The sequence below is a fragment of the Actinoplanes sp. NPDC051405 genome (assembly GCF_055586185.1).
The window spans coordinates 839541-855971 of sequence record NZ_JBVJIR010000001.1 but is presented as its reverse complement, the minus strand read 5'-3'; the positions used below and the strand labels follow the sequence as shown (position 1 = coordinate 855971).

Genomic DNA, 16431 nt, shown 5'->3' with positions numbered 1-16431 from the left:
GGGCTACATCTGGACGAGCGTCCCGGCGTACATCTTGTCGATCTGCTCGGCGAAGTTGGTCTCCACGCTGCGCCGCTTGATCTTCATCGACGGGGTGATCTCGCCCTGCTCGATGCTCAGGTCGCGGGGCAGGATGGCGAACTTCTTGATGGTCTCCCACCGGTTGAGCTTGCCGTTGAGCTCCTCGATGTAGCCCGCGATCAGCGCTTCCGTCTCGGCCGCGGTCACGATCTCGCGGTAGCTCTTGCCGGCCAGCGGGCCACCCGCCGCCCAGCCCGCGATCGCTTCCTCGTCCAGCGAGATCAGCATCGTCACGTAGTTGCGGGCCTGGCCCACGACGACCGCCTGCGACGTGTACGGGCAGACCGCCTTGAACATGCCCTCGATCGCCGACGGGGCGATGTACTTGCCGCCGGAGGTCTTGACCAGGTCCTTCTTGCGGTCGGTGATCTTGAGGTAGCCGTCGCTGTCCAGCTCGCCGATGTCGCCGGTGCGGAAGAAGCCGTCCTCGGTGAACGACTCCTCGGTCTCCTGCGGCAGGTTGTGGTAGCCGCGCATGACCGGGGCGCCGCGCAGCAGGATCTCGCCGTCGCTGTCGATGCGGCATTCCAGGTCGCCCAGCGGCTGGCCGACCGTACCGATCTTGAGCTTGCCCAGCCGGTTGACGAAGTTCGCCGCGCTGGACTCGGTCAGGCCGTAGCCCTCCATGATGGGCAGGTTCGCCGCCGCGAAGAACTCCGCGATGTCGCGGCTCAGCGGGGCCGAGCCGGAGACCAGCACCCGCAGCCGGCCACCGAGGCGCTGCTGCAGCTTGCTGAAGACCAGCTTCTCGGCGACCGCGTACTTGGCCTTCAGCACCCCGCCGACCGGCTTGCCGGCCTGCTCCAGGGCGACCTTCTGCTTGCCCACGCCGACCGCCCAGCCGAAGATCTTGGCCTTGGCGCCGCCGGCACCCAGCGCGGTCGTCACCGTCTTGTTGTAGACCTTCTCGAAGATCCGCGGCGCCGCGCACATCAGCGTCGGCTGCACCACGGCGAGCATGTCGACCAGCTTCTCGACCCGCCCGTCGACGTACGTCGGCACGCCCACGTGCAGGATGCCGCAGAGCAGCGTCTTGCCGAACGAGTGAGACAGTGGCAGCCACAGATACTGCAGGTCGGTCGACTCGAACAGGCCCAGGTCGGCCTGCGCCACGCCCTCCCAGGTCCAGCCGCGGTGCAGCAGCTGCACGCCCTTGGGCCGGCCGGTCGTGCCGGAGGTGTAGATCAGGGTGGCCACGTTGTCGGGGCCGACGCCCTCGACGATCCGGTCCACCAGGTCGGGCTGCTCGGCGAGCGCCGCCCGGCCGCGCTCCTCCAGCTCGGCCAGGGTGAGCTGCGGCGGCGTGGCGTTCGCGTCGGCCAGGCCGTCGATCAGCACCACGTGGGTGACCGAGGTGTCCGCGCCGGCCAGCTTCAGGGCCTGCTGCGGGTTCTCCGCCACCAGCACCTTGGAGCCGGAGTCGGCCACGATGTAGGCCGCGTCCTCGGGCTCGGTGGTGGGGTAGACCGTGGTGGTCGCCGCGCCGGCGCAGTTGATGCCGAGGTCGACCAGGACCCATTCGAGGCGGGTGCCGGACAGGATCGAGACCCGGTCCTCCAGGCCCACGCCGAGCCCGGCCAGGCCGGCGGCGATCGCCGTGGCCCGTTCGCCGACCTGGGACCAGGTCAGCCAGCTGATCGCGGTGTCGTTCGCCGTCGGTACGGCGAACGCCTGACCGTTCGGGGTCGCCCGCACACGTTGCAGGAACATGTCCGGGATTGACCGGTAGGGAACCTCGAGAGCCATCGGGCGCCGCCTCTTTGCGTCTATGGGGGATTACGTGACAGCCGTGTTACCGCAGAGTATTGCCCGGGCGTCGCGAGGGCCAGAGTGCGGTGGGTGGACCTGCACAGTGATCCTAACCGGGTCGCTCCCCGAGGTCGTTCACGAATGGCGGTATGGCCTATTCGATATAGAGGAAGGTCGACGTCCTGCCCCTAACCTCAGCTCAACGGACCGGTGGGCCACAAGCCCAGGACACGGGTCTGCAGGCGCGAGAGAGGAAAAGCATGGCGATTCGACGCCCCCGAAGCGGCCGGTTCCTGGCCGTGAGTGTGCTCGTCGTGGCAACGACGACCGTCGCGACGGTGACCCCGGCGACGGCAGCCCCCGCCACCGGGCAGATCCGGCTCGCCGGCACCGCCGACGCGGTGGCCGGCAGCTACATCGTGGTTCTCAAGGACAGTGCGGTCGCGAAGACCAACCGCGTGGCGGCCGTCGACGACAAGTCGTCGAGCCTGGCCCGCGGCTACGGCGCGGAGGTCCGCCGCACGTTCGGCGCGGCGCTCAACGGATTCGAGGCCGGGATGAGCGAGGCCGCGGCGAAGCGGCTCGCCGCCGACCCGAGCGTCGCCTACGTGGAGCAGAACCAGCGGGTCTCGCTGCTCGCCACGCAGACCGGCGCCACCTGGGGCATCGACCGCATCGACCAGCGGGCCCGGCCGCTGAGCACCACGTACACGTACACCACCACGGCGAGCAACGTGACGGCGTACATCATCGACACCGGCATCAAGTACACGCACAACGACTTCGGGGGCCGGGCCCGGGTGGGCTACGACGCCGTCGGTTCCGGCGGGGTCGACTGCAACGGCCACGGCACGCACGTCGCCGGTACGGTCGGCGGCACCACGTACGGCGTCGCGAAGGCCGTCAAGCTCGTCGGCGTCCGGGTGCTCAACTGCTCCGGCAGCGGCACCAACGCCGGGGTCATCGCCGGCGTCAACTGGGTCACCCAGAACGCCGTCAAGCCGGCCGTGGCCAACATGAGCCTCGGCGGCGGCGCCAGCACCGCGCTCGACAACGCGGTGGCCAACTCGATCAGCTCGGGTGTCACGTACGCCCTGGCGGCCGGCAACTCGACCGCGAACGCCTGCAACTCCTCGCCGGCGCGGGTCGCCTCGGCCATCACCGTCGGCGCCACCACGAGCACCGACGCCCGCGCCTCGTACTCGAACTACGGCACCTGCCTGGACATCTTCGCGCCGGGCTCGGCCATCACCTCGGCCTGGTACAGCAGCAACAGCGCGACCAACTCGATCAGCGGCACGTCGATGGCCTCCCCGCACGTGGCGGGGGCCGCGGCCCTGGTGCTGGCGGGCAGCCCGTCGCTGACCCCGGCCCAGGTGCGCGACACCCTGGTCAACAAGGCCACCACCGGCGTGGTGACCAGCCCGGGCACCGGCTCGCCGAACCGCCTGCTCTACGTCGGCAGCTGAACCCCGCGCAACGCCACGGAGCCCCGGACCGCCAGGTCCGGGGCTCCGCTCTTGCCGCGGTACGGCGTCAGTCGTCCGAGCCGTCGTCGTCCGAGCTGTCGTCCGAGCCGTCGTCGTCCGAGCTGTCGTCCGAGTCGTCGTCGGAGCCGGAGTTGTCGGTCTCGCGCTCGTGCCGCAGCACCTCGCCGGTGGCGCGGTCCACATCGATGTCGTGCTCGACCGGGCCGGCCTGGACCTCGATGTCCCAGACCGCGCGGCCGTGCTCGGTCTCCCGCTCGCTGTCGGTGACCTGGCCGCCCCCGGCCGCCTTGACCGCGATTGCCTTGGCGGCGTCCAGACTGACGGCATCGGGGGCGGCGGGCGCCGAGGAAGCCGACGAGGACGGGTCCGCCGGGGACGGAACCGAGGACGAAGGCGCGGGAGTGGTGGTGGAGGCCGACGGCGCCGGCGCGGCAACGATCGCCGTGCCCGCCGTGTCGTCACTGCCCGCCGCCATCGCCGTGCCGCCGAGCGCGAGCGCGGCCACCGCGCCGGCGGCGAGGGCGGAAGCGGTACGAAGCCTGATCATGAAAACCTCCGGTGTCGTGAACGGAACACCGACAGGTTCGCGCCCGGCGCGCTATGGCCGCGCTGTGCGATCCCTAAGACCGGGTTAAGCCCGTTCAGAGCCGGTAGACCGAGACGTGATCGGTGCTCGTCGCGTCGAACGGGCGGCGGTGCCAGTCGGCGTAGCGGGCCTCGAGGTGCAGGCCGGCCTGGGCGGCGAGCCGGTCGATCTGCTCCGGCCACAGGTAGCGCATCCCGAACGGCTGCAGGCGTACGCCGCTCGGGGTGAAGCTCACGTTCTGGCGGACGTACGTCTGCGCGGCCCGGTCGTAGCGGTGCAGCCGCAGCGAGGCCTCGTCCTCGGTCACCGCGCGGACCTGCGGGTGCTGCTCGTCGCGTTCGAAGTCGGCCGGGTTCGGCACGAACGCCTCGATGACGAACGCGCCGCCGGGGGCCAGCACCCGGGCGACGTTGCGGAAGCAGGCCGCCTGCCGCTCGGCGTCCACCAGGTTGAACAGGGTGTTGAAGACCAGGTAGGCCAGCGGGAACCGGCCCCGTACGGCGACGTCGGCCATGTCGCCGATCACCACCGGCAGGTCGGCGCCGCCGGGCTTGGCGCGCAGCTTGGCCACCATCTCGGGTGAGCCCTCCACCCCCTCGACGCGCAGGCCGCGGGCCGCCAGCGGCAGGGCCACCCGGCCGGTGCCGATGGCGAGCTCCAGCACCGGGCCGCCGTCGGCGATCCCGGCGAGGAAGTCCACGGCCGGGGCCGGGTCGGGGTTGCTCGTCGCGTCGTACGCGGCGGCCCACTGGCGCCCGAACAGGCCTGGGTCATCGAACATCGACATGCCCGTCAGGACAACAGAGGATCAATCGGGCGGCAAGCGCTTTACCGAAGCCAGTTGCAGCCGGACCCGCGCGCCGCCGCCCGGGGCGGACCCCACCTGCAGCGTGCCGCCACCGGCTTCGGCGGCCCGGCGGGCGATGTCCAGCCCCAGGCCGGTCGAGCCGCTGCCCGACGAACCCCGGCGCAGCGCCTCGGCCGGGAAGCCCGGGCCGGAGTCGTCGACGGTCAGCACCGCCCCGCCGCCCGGGCGTTCGGCCAGCGACACGACCAGGGCGGTGCCGTCCGGGGTGTGCGCGAAGACGTTTCCGAGCAGAGCGTCCAGCGCCGCCGCCAGGTCGTCGGCCGGCAGTGCCACCGGAAGGGGCGCCGACGGGAGCTCACGCCGTACCTCTCGATCGGTGTCCTCGGCCAGCACCGTCCAGAAGGCGACCCGGTCCGCGACCACCGCGGTGGCGTCGGCCGCGGCCGCGCGGTCGCCGCCGCGCCGGCGGGCCTGCTGGATCACCGCCGTGACCGCCCGCTCGATGCTGTCGGCGGCCGCCGAGACCCGGGCGGCCTCCTCCTCGTCGCGCAGCGACTCCGCCTCCAGCCGCAGCGCCGTCAGCGGCGTGCGCAGCCGGTGCGACAGGTCGGCGACCTGCTCGCGTTCCTCGCGCAGCAGGTCCTGGATGCGCCCGGCGAGATGGTTCAGCGCGACGGCCACCTCGCGCACCTCGCGCGGGCCGGACGGGCTCGCCCGCGCGGTCAGCTCGGCCCGGGCCAGCCGGTGCGAGACCGCGGACAGGTCGGCGATCGGCGCCACGATGCTGCGGGCCAGCCGGTCGGCCACCACCAGCCCGAGCAGCACCAGGGCCAGGCCGAGCCCGGCCAGCACCAGCCAGGACCGGGCCACCCCGCCGGTGAGTTCCCCGGCCGGGACCACGGTCCGCAAGACGTACGTCGCGTCGCCGCTGAGCACCGGCACCACGATCTCCCGGCCGGCGTCGGTGTCCACGGTGAAGGACCGGCCGTTGGCCTGGGCCAGCCGCACGGCCGGGGTGCGGTCGGCGGCCGCGCCCAGCACCGGGCCGTCCGGCGGGAAGACGCTGACCGGCAGCGGCAGCCCCTGCACGGTCAGGGCCAGCGACCCGGGATCGCTGGTGCCGATCTGCGGCACGATCGTCTGCAGTACGTCGTTGGCCCGGCTGATCGCCCGGTCCTCGGTCACCTGCCGGATCAGCAGTGCGAGCGGCACCAGGAACGCGAGGAGCACCAGGCAGGTGGTGGCCGCGACCAGCAGGGTCAGCCGCCGTCTCATGCCGGACCGCTCAGCCGGACTCCCACCCCGCGGACCGTGTGCAGGTAGCGCGGCTCCTGGGCGGTCTCACCGAGCTTGCGGCGCAGCCACGACAGGTGCACGTCGACCGTCTTGTCGGCGCCGCCGTACGGGACCTGCCACACCTCGCTGAGCAGTTCCCGCTTGCTCACCACCTGCCCGGCCCGGGTCGCCAGGTGGTGCAGCAGGTCGAACTCGCGTGGCGTCAGGTCCAGGTCGGCACCGTCCAGGGTGGCCGTGCGCGCGCCCGCGTCGATGCGCAGGCCGCCGACGGCCAGCGCCACCGGTTCGGCGCCGGTCACCCCGCCGCGGCGCAGCACCGCGCGCACCCGGGCGTCGAGCTGCGCCGCGGTGAACGGTTTGACGATGTAATCGTCGGCGCCCGCGTCCAGCACCCGGACGATCTCCTCCTCGTCGTCGCGGGCGGTCGCCACGATGACCGGCATCGCGCTGACCGCGCGCAGCATCCGCAGCAGCTCGCGGCCGTCCAGATCGGGCAGCCCGAGGTCGAGCACGACCAGGTCGGGCCGCTCGGCCAGGGCGGTGCGCAGGCCGTCCATCGCGGTGTGCGAGGCGGCCACGGCATGGCCGCGCTCGCGCAGGGCGCGCAGCAGAGTGGTACGGATCGCCGAGTCGTCCTCGATCAGCAGGAGGTGGGCCACGCTGCACGGTAACCCGGCCCACCGGGCGCGACGACGCTCTTAACCGTCCCTTAGCGTCCCTGCGGGCCCGGCTTAGGGTGGCGCCCGGCATAGTCGGCCGGGTGAATCGTCGAATGCTGTTCGTGACCGCCGGCTGGCTCGGCGCGGCGGTGCTCGCCGTCCTGGTCGGTCTCGCGGCGGTCAGTGTCATCGGGAACGGGCTGACCACGCCGGAGACCCGCCCGCTGAGCGCGGCCGAGGTGGCGGACGAACTGGCCCGCCAGGTCGCCGTGTCGCCGTCGGCCGCGCAGGGGTCCGGCAGCCGCCCGCCGGTCACGCCGCCGGCGTCGTCCGCCCCGCCCACCCGGACGTTCCCGACCCGGGCGGGCACGGTCGTCGGTCGCTGTGTCGGCTCCCGTCCCGAGGTGGTGAGCATGTCGCCGCGCCAGGGCTACGAGCTGCACGAACAGGACCGCGGCCTGCAGGACGACGACGCCGAGGGCGAGTTCCGCGCCCAGGGCGGCGGCGGCGGCGGCAAGGACCGGGTGAAGTTCGAGATCGTCTGCCGCGCGGGCATCCCGGCCCTGGTCGCCGACGATTGAGCAAGTGTGCTGGAGTGGTCCTCATGCACACCATCGAGCTGGGCGACGGCCTGACCGTGAGCGCCCTCGGCTACGGGGCGATGGGCCTCGCCGACGTGTACGGCCCGGCGCAGGAGGACGAGTCGCTCGCCACCCTGCACCACGCCGTGGACGTCGGCGTCACCTTTCTGGACACCGCGGACGTGTACGGCGCCGGCAGCAACGAGCGCCTGCTGGCCCGGCTGCTGGCCGACCGCCGTGACGAGGTGACGCTGGCCACCAAGTTCGGCATCACCGCCGTGGACGGCGACCTCAGCACGATGGCCACCCGGGGCGACGCCGCGTACGTGCGGCAGGCCTGCGACGCCAGCCTGGCCCGGCTGGGCATCGACGTCATCGACCTCTACTACCTGCACCGCCGGGACGTACGGGTGCCGGTCGAGGAGACCGTCGCGGCGATGGCCGAGCTGGTCCGGGCCGGCAAGGTACGCCACCTGGGCCTGTCCGAGGTGACCGCGACCGAGCTGCGGCAGGCGTACGCGGTGCACCCGATCGCCGCCGTGCAGAGCGAGTGGTCGCTGTGGAGCCGTGACGTGGAGCGGGCCGTGGTGCCGGCCGCCGCTGAGCTCGGGGTGGGCTTCGTGCCGTACTCCCCGCTGGGCCGGGGTTTCCTCACCGGCACTCTCGACCGGGCGGCGATCGCGGGGGACTGGCGGGCCGGGCTGTCCCGCTTCTCCGGCTCCGCGTTCGACCGCAATCAGGCCGTGGTGGAGGGCGTGCGCGGGGTGGCCGCCGAGGTGGGCGCGACCCCGGCCCAGGTAGCGCTGGCCTGGCTGCGGATCCGGGGTGAGCAGCTGGGACTGCCGGTCGTGCCGATCCCGGGCACCCGGCGCGCCGCCCGGGTCGACGAGAACGTCGCGAGTCTCGAGGTGCGGCTGGATCCGGCCCGGCTCGCGCTGCTCGACGAGCTGGCCGGTGCGGTGGTCGGCCCGCGGTCGGACCACAGCGACCCCAACTGGGTCTCCGCCACCCGGGAGTAGCCGGTCAGAGGCCGATCGCGGCGGTCGTCAGCTTCGCCACCGCGTCGGACTCGCCGGTGACCTGCACCTCGGCCACCCGCTGCCGGCCGGAGACGAACAGCGCCAGCTCGCCGGGCTCGCCGGTGACGGTGGCCCGGGGCTCGCCGGCCCCGATCCGCAGTGTGCCGAAACCGGGCGCCTCGACCCGCACCCCGAAGCCGACCTTGCGCAGGGCCAGCCGGGCGGTGAGCTTGGTGGCGTTCCAGATCGCCTGCTGCTCGCCGTGCTCCAGGCTGCGGCGGGTGAAGCCGGGCGTGGCCCGCCGGACGTCCTCGTGGTGGATGAAGAACTCGACGGTGTTGCTCAGCGAGTCGAGCAGCGGATTGCTGACCGGGCTCCACCAGGGTGGGGTGCGCACCTCCTGGATGATCTCCGGGTACGGCTGGGCGGCCTTGGCCAGCCGTACGTGCTCGCCGTGCCCGGCCAGCGGCGGGATCAGCATGCCGATCATGGCGTCCGGCCGCCGCTCGCGGACCACCAGGTGCGCGGCGAGGTCCCGGGTGGTCCAGCCCGCGCACACCGTGGCCAGGTCCGGGCCCACCTGGTGCAGCAGGTCGGCGAGCTGCCGGCGCTCTGCGCGCGCGTAGTCGGTCATGACCCGATCGTAGGCGGGTAGCAGTCAGGGCGCGCGGTGGCGAGGGCCGGGCTGCGCGATGGTGTGCTTGTTGACACAATGTAAACCTGTGGCGTTTCGCGGGCGGTTCGGCAGGATGGACCGGTAAGGCCGGAACAGCCGGCACGGACTTACCTCAGGGCGAGGATCTTTGACCAAGAGGGCCAGTCGTGACGTGCTGGGCAGAGGCCTGCGCGTGCTCGGCCGGGCGATCCGGACCGAACCCCGGCTCTTCATCATCGGCACCATCGGCAGCAGCCTGTTCGGCCTGCTGGTCATCGCGAACTCGTACGTGGTGGGCGGGGTGATCGGCAACGTCGTCGTGCCCGCGTTCGCCGAGCACCGGGCCGGCACCGGCGAGCTCGCCCTGATCGCCGCCGCCTTCATCGGCATCGCGCTGCTGCGGGTGGCCAGCATCTTCGGCCGCCGGCTGGGCGCGGGCTACATGCAGTTCCGGCTCCAGGCCCGCTACCGCCGCGCGGTGACCCGGCGCTATCTGGCCCTGCCGCCCGCCTGGCACCAGCGGCACGCCACCGGCACGCTGCTGTCGAACGCCAACTCCGACGTCGAGGCCGCCTTCGTGCCGATCGCGCCGCTGCCGTTCGCGGTCGGCACGATCGTGATGATCGCCGCCGCGCTGGTCTCGCTGTTCCTCACCGACTGGGTCCTGGCCATGGTCGGCGTCTGCCTCTTCCCGGCGCTGTTCGGCCTCAACCTGGTCTACTCGCGCCGGATGTCGCCCCGGCAGATCCGGGCCCAGCAGCTGCGCGGCAAGGTCAGCGCGGTCGCCCACGAGAGCTTCGACGGCGCGCTGGTGGTCAAGACCATGGGCCGCGAGGCCGACGAGTCCCGGCGTTTCGCCGTGCACGCGAGCGAGCTGCGCGACGCGCTGATCTCGGTCGGCCGGCTGCGGGGCCTGTTCGACCCGGTGATGGACAGCCTGCCCAGCGTCGGCACGCTGGCCGTGCTGATGCTCGGCGCGTGGCGGCTGCAGTCCGGCGCGATCAGCGTGGCCGAGCTGGTCAGCGTCTCGTTCCTGTTCACGGTGCTGGCCTTCCCGGTCCGGGCGATCGGCTGGGTGGTCGCCGAGCTGCCGCGCAGCGTCGCCGGCTGGGAACGGGTCCAGGCGGTGCTCGGCGCCGACGGCGACCTGGCGTACGGCTCGGCCGCCCCGGCCCGCACCGGGCCCGCGGAGATCACCTTCGATCATGTGCACTTCTCGTACGGCGACGGCGCCGAGGTGCTGCACGACGTCTCCTTCACCGTCCCGGCCGGCCGGACCGTGGCCCTGGTCGGCGCGACCGGCTCGGGCAAGTCGACCATCGCCTCGCTGGCCGTCCGGCTGGTCGACCCCGACAAGGGCACGGTCTGCGTCGACGGCACCCCGCTGCCTGAGCTGAGCGTGCCGGCCCTGGCCTCGGCGGCGGCGCTCGTGCCGCAGGTGCCATTCGTCTTCGACGACACCGTGCGCGGCAACGTGACCCTGGACCGCGAGGGCCTCGACGACGAGGTGGCCTGGTCGGCGCTGCGCCAGGCCCAGGCCGAGGGCTTCGTCGCCCACCTCCCGGAGGGCCTGGACACCGCGGTCGGCGAGCGCGGCACGTCGCTGTCGGGCGGCCAGCGCCAGCGGCTGACCCTGGCCCGCGCGCTGGCCGGGCAGCCCCGGCTGCTGGTGCTCGACGACGCCACCAGCGCGGTCGACCCGCGGGTCGAGGCGGCCATCCTGGCCTCGCTGCGCGGGCACGACTCCGGCGCCTCGATCCTGGTCGTGGCCTACCGGCGGGCCACGATCGCACTCGCCGACCTGGTCGTCTACCTGGAGGACGGCCAGGTGGCCGCCACCGGCACGCACACCGAGCTGATGGCCACCGAGCCCGGCTACCTCAACCTGGTCACCGCGTACGAGCAGGCCGAGGCCGCTCGCGAAGAGGACAGCAAGGTCATCGCGTGAGTACCGCTGTACTGGAGAAGCCCGCGGCTGAAGAGGGCGCCCTGGCCACGTTCCGCCGCGGCGTCGCGCTCTCGCCCGAGCTGCGCCCCGGCCTGATCGGCACGCTCGCGCTCGCGCTGGTCTCGATGGCCGGCCGGGTCGCCGTGCCGATCGCCATCCAGCAGGGCATCGACCGCGGCATCCGCGCGCCCGGTGGGCCCGACCTGGGCATCGTCGCGCTGATCGTCGGCCTGACCCTGGCCGTTCTGGTCGTCTCGACGGCCTGCGGCTATGCGATGACCCGTCGGCTGTTCACGGTCAGCGAGACCGCGCTGGGCGCGCTGCGCTCACGCACGTTCCGGCACATCCACGACCTGTCGATGCTGCACCAGCAGTCCGAGCGGCGCGGTTCACTGGTCTCGCGGGTCACCGGCGACGTCGACCAGATCACCCAGTTCCTGCAGACCGGCGGCGTGATGCTGCTGCTCACCTCGGGGCAGCTGGTGGTCACCACGATCGTCATGTTCGTCTACTCGTGGCAGCTCACCCTGGTGGTGTTCGCCGCGTTCCTGCCGGCCGTGATCGTCATCCGGTTGTTCCAGAAGCGGCTGGCCGGCGTCTACCGGATCGTGCGTGAGCGCACCGGCGTCATGCTCGGCGCGGTCGCCGAGAGTGTGGTCGGCGCGACGGTCATCCGCGCGTACGGGGTGGCCGGGCGCACCGGCCGGCGGCTGGACACCTCGATCGACAACCTGCGGGTGGCGCAGCAGAAGGCGTTGCGGACCAGCGTGATCAGCTTCTCCACCGGGGAGGTCGCGGCCGGTGTGGCGCTGGCCGCCGTGGTGGTCGTGGGGCTGCTGCTCGGCGTCGACGGCGGCCTGAGCGTGGGCAAGCTGACCGCGTTCCTGTTCCTGGTCACCCTGTTCATCCAGCCGGTGCAGATCGCCACCGAGGTGCTCAATGAGGCGCAGAACGCGGTGGCCGGCTGGCGCCGCGTGCTAGACGTGCTCGACATCGAGCCCGACGTGGCCGACCCGGACGCCGCGGGTGTGGAGCTGCCGCCCGGCCCGCTGTCGGTCCGCTTCGCCGACGTGTCGTACCGCTATCCCGGCGGCCCCGTCGTGCTCGACGACGTGGATCTGGAGATCGCGCCGAAGACCCGGGTCGCGGTGGTCGGCGAGACCGGCAGCGGCAAGACCACCTTCGCCAAGCTGCTCACCCGGCTGATGGACCCGGCCGGCGGCCAGGTGCTGCTGTCCGGCACGCCGCTGACCTCGGTGCGTTTCACGTCGCTGCGCAAGCGGGTGGTGATGGTGCCGCAGGACGGCTTCCTGTTCGACGCGACGGTGGCGGAGAACATCCGCTTCGCGGCGCCCGAGCTGACCGACGAGGATCTCGAGCGGGCCTTCACCGAGCTGGGCCTGGCGGACTGGCTGGCCGGGCTGCCGCTCGGCCTGCAGACCGCGGTGGGCGAGCGGGGCGAGGCGCTCAGCGTGGGGGAGCGGCAGCTGGTGGCTCTGGTACGCGCCTACGTGGCCGATCCGGACCTGCTGGTGCTGGACGAGGCGACCAGCGCGGTCGACCCGGCCACCGAGGTGCGCCTGCAGCGGGCCCTCGACACCGTGACCCGGGGCCGCACCACCGTGGCGATCGCTCACCGGCTGTCCACCGCGCAGTCCGCCGACGAGGTGATCGTGGTGGACGCGGGCCGCGTCGTGCAACGCGGCCCGCACGCCACCTTGATCCAGGACGAGGACTCGATCTACGCCAAGCTCTTCGCCTCGTGGCTGGAGCAGACCCGCTGACTCAGCGCGCGTAGAACTCGACGACCAGCTGCTCGTCGCAGACCACCGGGACCTCGGCGCGCAGCGGCTTGCGGATCACCGTGGTGCGCAGCTCCTCGACCACCGTGGACAGATACGGCGCGGTCGGGCCGTCCAGGTGCGCCCCGGTGGCCGCGATCTGGAACGGCGGCTTCTGCCGGCTGGTCTCCCGCACCTCGACGACCTGTCCGGGCTTGAGCCGGTACGACGGGCGGTCGACCTTCTTGCCGTCGACCAGGAAGTGGCCGTGCGCGACGAGCTGACGGGCCTGGTAGATGGTGCGGGCCAGGCCGGCGCGCTGCACGGTGGCGTCCAGCCGGCTCTCCAGCAGGGCGACCATGTTCTCGCCGGTCTTGCCTTCCTTGCGGTGCGCGTCCTCGTAGGCCCGGCGCATCTGCGCCTCGCTGATGTTGTACTGGTGCCGCAGGCGCTGCTTCTCGAGCAGCCGGACCTGGTAGTCCGACGCCTTGCGCCGCCCCCGGCCGTGCACGCCCGGCGGGAACGGCCGCTTCTCGAAGTACTTCACGCACTTGCGGGTCAGCGGAATGCCGAGTGCCCGCGAGAGCCGGGCCTTGGGACGGGAGTTGTTCACGGGCGATCTCACTTCGCATCAGGGGTGTTGTACGGTTAGGCTCACCTTACTAAGGCAATCCTAACCGGTGCTCGGAGGTACCTGACATGCAGCCCACGCCCGCCGAGGTCGCCCGTACCCTGGCCGCCGGTCACCTGCCCGCCGTCGCGCACATCGCCTGCCGGCAGGGCCCGTACCCGGTCCGGCACGTGACCGACAGCCAGGGCCGGGTGCTGCTGCTGGCCCCGCGCAACGGCGCGCTCACCACGGCGCTGCGTCCGGGCGAGGGCAACGACGACACCGCGCTCGTGCTCGACATCAGCGACGTGCCGCCGGTCGCCGGCGCCCCCTCGCTCGGCCGGGTCTGGGTGGCCGGCTGGGCCGTGGCGCTCACCGGCGAGCAGGCCCGCGAGGCCGCCCTGGACTACGCCGACTCCGACCCGGCACCCGACCTGCTCGACGTGGGCGATTCCCAGGTCCTGCACCGGATGGAGGTCGCCGAGGTGCGCTACGAACGCAACGGCGTGCTGGTCGACGTCGACCCCGACGACTACGCCCTGGCCGGCCCGGACCCGCTGCGCACCATCGAGTTCGACCTGATCGCCGACCTCGCCGACCACCACGTCGAGGAGATGGCCGGCTACGTCCGTCGCCAGCTCGGCCCGGCGGCCCGCCCCGGCGACGAGCCCAAGGTCGTGCGCCTGGACCGGTACGGCTTCATGGTCCGCCTGGGCGACCGGCTCGCCCGGCTGGCCTTCCCGCGCCCGGTCACCGACCGCCACGACCTGGCCCACCTGCTGCACCCGGTGCTCTGCCACCGCTGCACCCGGGACAGTGAGGCCGAAACAATCCGCTGATCGGATGTTCACCCGGAAGTGGTCCCGGCGGTAGACCTGAAGGACCAGGATGGTCGTCGGCGCAACCGCCGCCCGGACCGATGGAGGCATCATGGGAACGATCACCACATCCGACGGTACGGAGATCTTCTACAAGGACTGGGGTTCGGGCCAGCCGATCGTCTTCAGCCACGGCTGGCCGTTGTCGGCCGACGACTGGGACGCCCAGCTGCTGTTCTTCGTCCAGCACGGCTACCGGGTCATCGCCCACGACCGGCGCGGGCACGGGCGTTCCACGCAGACCAGCGACGGCCACGACATGGACCACTACGCCGACGATCTGGCTGCCCTGACCGCCCACCTCGACCTGCACGACGCCGTACACGTCGGACACTCCACCGGCGGCGGCGAGGTCGTGCACTACATCGCCCGCCACGGCGAGTCCCGGGTGGCCAAGGCCGTCCTGATCAGCGCGGTCCCGCCGCTGATGGTGCAGACCGAGGCCAACCCCGGCGGCCTGCCCAAGAGCGTCTTCGACGACCTCCAGGCACAGCTGGCCGCCGGCCGGTCCGACTTCTACCGGGCCCTGCCGTCCGGCCCGTTCTACGGCTTCAACCGGCCCGGCGTGGAGCCCTCCGAGGCGATCATCCAGAACTGGTGGCGGCAGGGGATGATGGGCGGCGCCAAGGCGCACTACGACGGCATCGTCGCCTTCTCGCAGACCGACTTCACCGAGGACCTCAAGAAGATCACGGTGCCGGTCCTGGTCATGCACGGCGACGACGACCAGATCGTGCCGTACGCCGACTCGGCGCCGCTGTCCGCGAAGCTCGTGCAGAACGGGACGCTGAAGACCTATCCCGGCTTCCCGCACGGGATGCCGACCACGCAGGCCGAGACGATCAACGCCGACCTGCTGGCCTTCCTGCGGTCCTGACCTGACCTCCGGCCATCGCCCCGGCGGCGCGGGTCAGGCGTCGAAGACGCCCGGCAGGTCGCCGGTCAGGTAACGCTGCACGGTCGGGCCGATCGCGGCCACCAGCCGTTCGGCCGGGGCGGAGGCCACCGGCTCGACCTTGAGCAGGTAGCGGATCATCGCGAGACCGCCAATCTGGGTGGCGACCAGCGCCGCCCGGGTCGGCGCCTCCTTCTCGTCGATGTCCAGCTCGGCGACCGCGCGGCGCAGCACCTGGGTGACCACGAACTCGCGCATCAGCCGGGCGGTCCACTCGTTGCTCATCGCCGAGCGCATCAGGGCCACCGCGGCCACGCCGGCGGGGGAGTCCCAGATCCGGAGCACCAGGGCGACGAGCCGCTCGCCGGCCTGCTCCCGGGGCCCGGCCATCGCCTCCGGGATCAGCTCGGCCGGGTCGATCGGTGAGTTCATCGACGCCAGGAAGAGCTTCTCCTTGGTGCCGAAGTAGTGGTGGACCAGGGCCGGGTCGACCCCGGCGGCGGCGGCGATGGCCCGTACCGAGGCCTTGTCGAAGCCCGATTCGGCGAAGACGGTGCGGGCGGATTCCAGGATGGACTGTTTGGTGTCCTGGTTGCCCGGACGCCGCCCGCTACGCCGTACCAAAAGAACTCCTTGTCAGGGGGTGCGGCGCCGCAGCGTCGCGGCGGCCAGAACCAGCGCGACGACCACCGCACCGATCACGACCGTCAGGTCGCGCCACATCGTCGTGGTGGCGTCGGGATGGGCGCCGACCTGGGTCAACGCCTCGATCGCGTACGACAGCGGCAGCACGTCCGAGGTCGCCTGCAGCCAGCCGGCCATCTGCCCGCGCGGCACGAACAGCCCGCACAGCAGGATCTGCGGCACGACGACCACCGGTAGGAACTGTACGGCCTGGAACTCGGTGCGCGCGAAGGCGCTGCAGAACAGCCCGAGCGCCACCCCGAGCACCGCGTTGACCACGGCGATCAGCACGACCAGCCCGGCGGTGCCGACCGTGTCCAGCCCCAGCGCCCAGTACGCCACCGCCACCGCGACCCCGGCCTGCACCGCCGCGGCCAGCCCGAACGCGAGCCCGTAGCCGAAGAGCAGATCGAGCTTGCCCAGCGGGGTGGTGAGCAGCCGTTCCAGGGTGCCGGTGGTGCGTTCGCGGAGCATCGCGATGCTGGTCACCAGGAACATGATCACGAACGGGAAGATCCCGAGCATGACCAGGGCGATCCGGTCGAAGGTGCCGCCCGCGCCGTCGTACATGAAATAGAGCAGGACCAGCAGGACCGCCGGCACGACGACCAGCAGGGCCACCGTGCGCCGGTCGTGCCGCAGCTGGCGCAGGATGCGCGCAGCCGTGGAGAAAGTGATCCGCAAGCTCATGCCATCGCCTCCGCCGGCGCT

General features: G+C 72.3%; 16 protein-coding genes. 7 read left to right on the top strand and 9 right to left on the bottom strand.

Annotation, left to right across the window (positions count from 1 at the left end; all coding sequences use genetic code 11):
* Positions 1–3: 3 nt before the first annotated feature.
* Positions 4–1827: an AMP-dependent synthetase/ligase gene (locus ACZ6S4_RS03960; protein WP_465473421.1), complete on the bottom strand. Its 1824-nt coding sequence runs from the start codon at positions 1825–1827 to the stop codon at positions 4–6.
* Positions 1828–2090: 263 nt separating this feature from the next.
* Here ACZ6S4_RS03960 and ACZ6S4_RS03955 point away from each other — a divergent pair, with 263 nt between their 5' ends.
* Positions 2091–3299, top strand: a complete 1209-nt coding sequence (locus ACZ6S4_RS03955) for a S8 family peptidase (RefSeq protein ID WP_465473420.1) — start codon at positions 2091–2093, stop codon at positions 3297–3299.
* 67 nt (positions 3300–3366) lie between these two features.
* On the opposite strand, the gene ACZ6S4_RS03950 is transcribed toward ACZ6S4_RS03955, so the two are convergent.
* The 4 genes from ACZ6S4_RS03950 to ACZ6S4_RS03935 all read right to left on the bottom strand — a co-directional run bounded on the left by ACZ6S4_RS03950 (position 3367) and on the right by ACZ6S4_RS03935 (position 6669).
* Positions 3367–3867, bottom strand: coding sequence for a PepSY domain-containing protein (locus tag ACZ6S4_RS03950; protein WP_465473419.1), 501 nt, complete (start codon positions 3865–3867; stop codon positions 3367–3369).
* Positions 3868–3961: 94 nt separating this feature from the next.
* Positions 3962–4693 (bottom strand): class I SAM-dependent methyltransferase, encoded by a 732-nt coding sequence (locus ACZ6S4_RS03945; RefSeq protein ID WP_465473418.1) that lies wholly within the window; start codon positions 4691–4693, stop codon positions 3962–3964.
* Positions 4694–4714: 21 nt separating this feature from the next.
* Positions 4715–5989, bottom strand: coding sequence for a sensor histidine kinase (locus ACZ6S4_RS03940; protein WP_465473417.1), 1275 nt, complete (start codon positions 5987–5989; stop codon positions 4715–4717).
* Positions 5986–6669 (bottom strand): response regulator transcription factor, encoded by a 684-nt coding sequence (locus ACZ6S4_RS03935; protein ID WP_433726753.1) that lies wholly within the window; start codon positions 6667–6669, stop codon positions 5986–5988. Before ACZ6S4_RS03935 ends, ACZ6S4_RS03940 begins: the two co-directional genes overlap by 4 nt.
* 101 nt (positions 6670–6770) lie before the next feature.
* On the opposite strand from ACZ6S4_RS03935, the gene ACZ6S4_RS03930 reads away from it, so the two are divergent.
* Together ACZ6S4_RS03930 and ACZ6S4_RS03925 are read left to right on the top strand one after the other, a co-directional pair.
* Complete coding sequence (locus tag ACZ6S4_RS03930) at positions 6771–7250, top strand: hypothetical protein (protein WP_465473416.1); 480 nt, start codon at positions 6771–6773, stop codon at positions 7248–7250.
* 23 nt (positions 7251–7273) lie between these two features.
* Positions 7274–8269, top strand: coding sequence for an aldo/keto reductase (locus tag ACZ6S4_RS03925; RefSeq protein WP_465473415.1), 996 nt, complete (start codon positions 7274–7276; stop codon positions 8267–8269).
* Between the two features lie 4 nt (positions 8270–8273).
* Here the strand turns inward: ACZ6S4_RS03925 and ACZ6S4_RS03920 are convergent, their stop codons facing one another.
* Positions 8274–8903 (bottom strand): TIGR03085 family metal-binding protein, encoded by a 630-nt coding sequence (locus ACZ6S4_RS03920; protein ID WP_465473414.1) that lies wholly within the window; start codon positions 8901–8903, stop codon positions 8274–8276.
* Positions 8904–9096: 193 nt separating this feature from the next.
* Here ACZ6S4_RS03920 and ACZ6S4_RS03915 point away from each other — a divergent pair, with 193 nt between their 5' ends.
* Positions 9097–10872 (top strand): ABC transporter ATP-binding protein, encoded by a 1776-nt coding sequence (locus ACZ6S4_RS03915; protein WP_465473497.1) that lies wholly within the window; start codon positions 9097–9099, stop codon positions 10870–10872.
* Positions 10869–12656, top strand: coding sequence for an ABC transporter ATP-binding protein (locus tag ACZ6S4_RS03910; protein WP_465473413.1), 1788 nt, complete (start codon positions 10869–10871; stop codon positions 12654–12656). The genes ACZ6S4_RS03915 and ACZ6S4_RS03910 overlap by 4 nt, the downstream gene beginning before the upstream one ends.
* 1 nt (position 12657) lies before the next feature.
* Here ACZ6S4_RS03910 and rpsD read toward each other — a convergent pair whose 3' ends face one another.
* Positions 12658–13266, bottom strand: a complete 609-nt coding sequence (gene rpsD, locus ACZ6S4_RS03905; protein ID WP_212993645.1) for a 30S ribosomal protein S4 — start codon at positions 13264–13266, stop codon at positions 12658–12660.
* An 86-nt stretch (positions 13267–13352) separates the two neighbouring features.
* On the opposite strand from rpsD, the gene ACZ6S4_RS03900 reads away from it, so the two are divergent.
* Together ACZ6S4_RS03900 and ACZ6S4_RS03895 are read left to right on the top strand one after the other, a co-directional pair.
* The gene (locus ACZ6S4_RS03900) at positions 13353–14102 is read left to right on the top strand and encodes a DUF2470 domain-containing protein (RefSeq protein ID WP_465473412.1); all 750 of its coding nucleotides are present in this window, start codon (positions 13353–13355) and stop codon (positions 14100–14102) included.
* Between the two features lie 91 nt (positions 14103–14193).
* Positions 14194–15018, top strand: coding sequence for an alpha/beta fold hydrolase (locus ACZ6S4_RS03895; RefSeq protein ID WP_465473411.1), 825 nt, complete (start codon positions 14194–14196; stop codon positions 15016–15018).
* Positions 15019–15051: 33 nt separating this feature from the next.
* Here ACZ6S4_RS03895 and ACZ6S4_RS03890 read toward each other — a convergent pair whose 3' ends face one another.
* The gene (locus tag ACZ6S4_RS03890) at positions 15052–15660 is read right to left on the bottom strand and encodes a TetR/AcrR family transcriptional regulator (protein WP_465473410.1); all 609 of its coding nucleotides are present in this window, start codon (positions 15658–15660) and stop codon (positions 15052–15054) included.
* Positions 15661–15672: 12 nt separating this feature from the next.
* Entirely contained in the window at positions 15673–16410 is a 738-nt protein-coding gene (locus ACZ6S4_RS03885) for an ABC transporter permease (RefSeq protein ID WP_433726770.1), read from the bottom strand.
* Between the last annotated feature and the right edge of the window lie 21 nt (positions 16411–16431).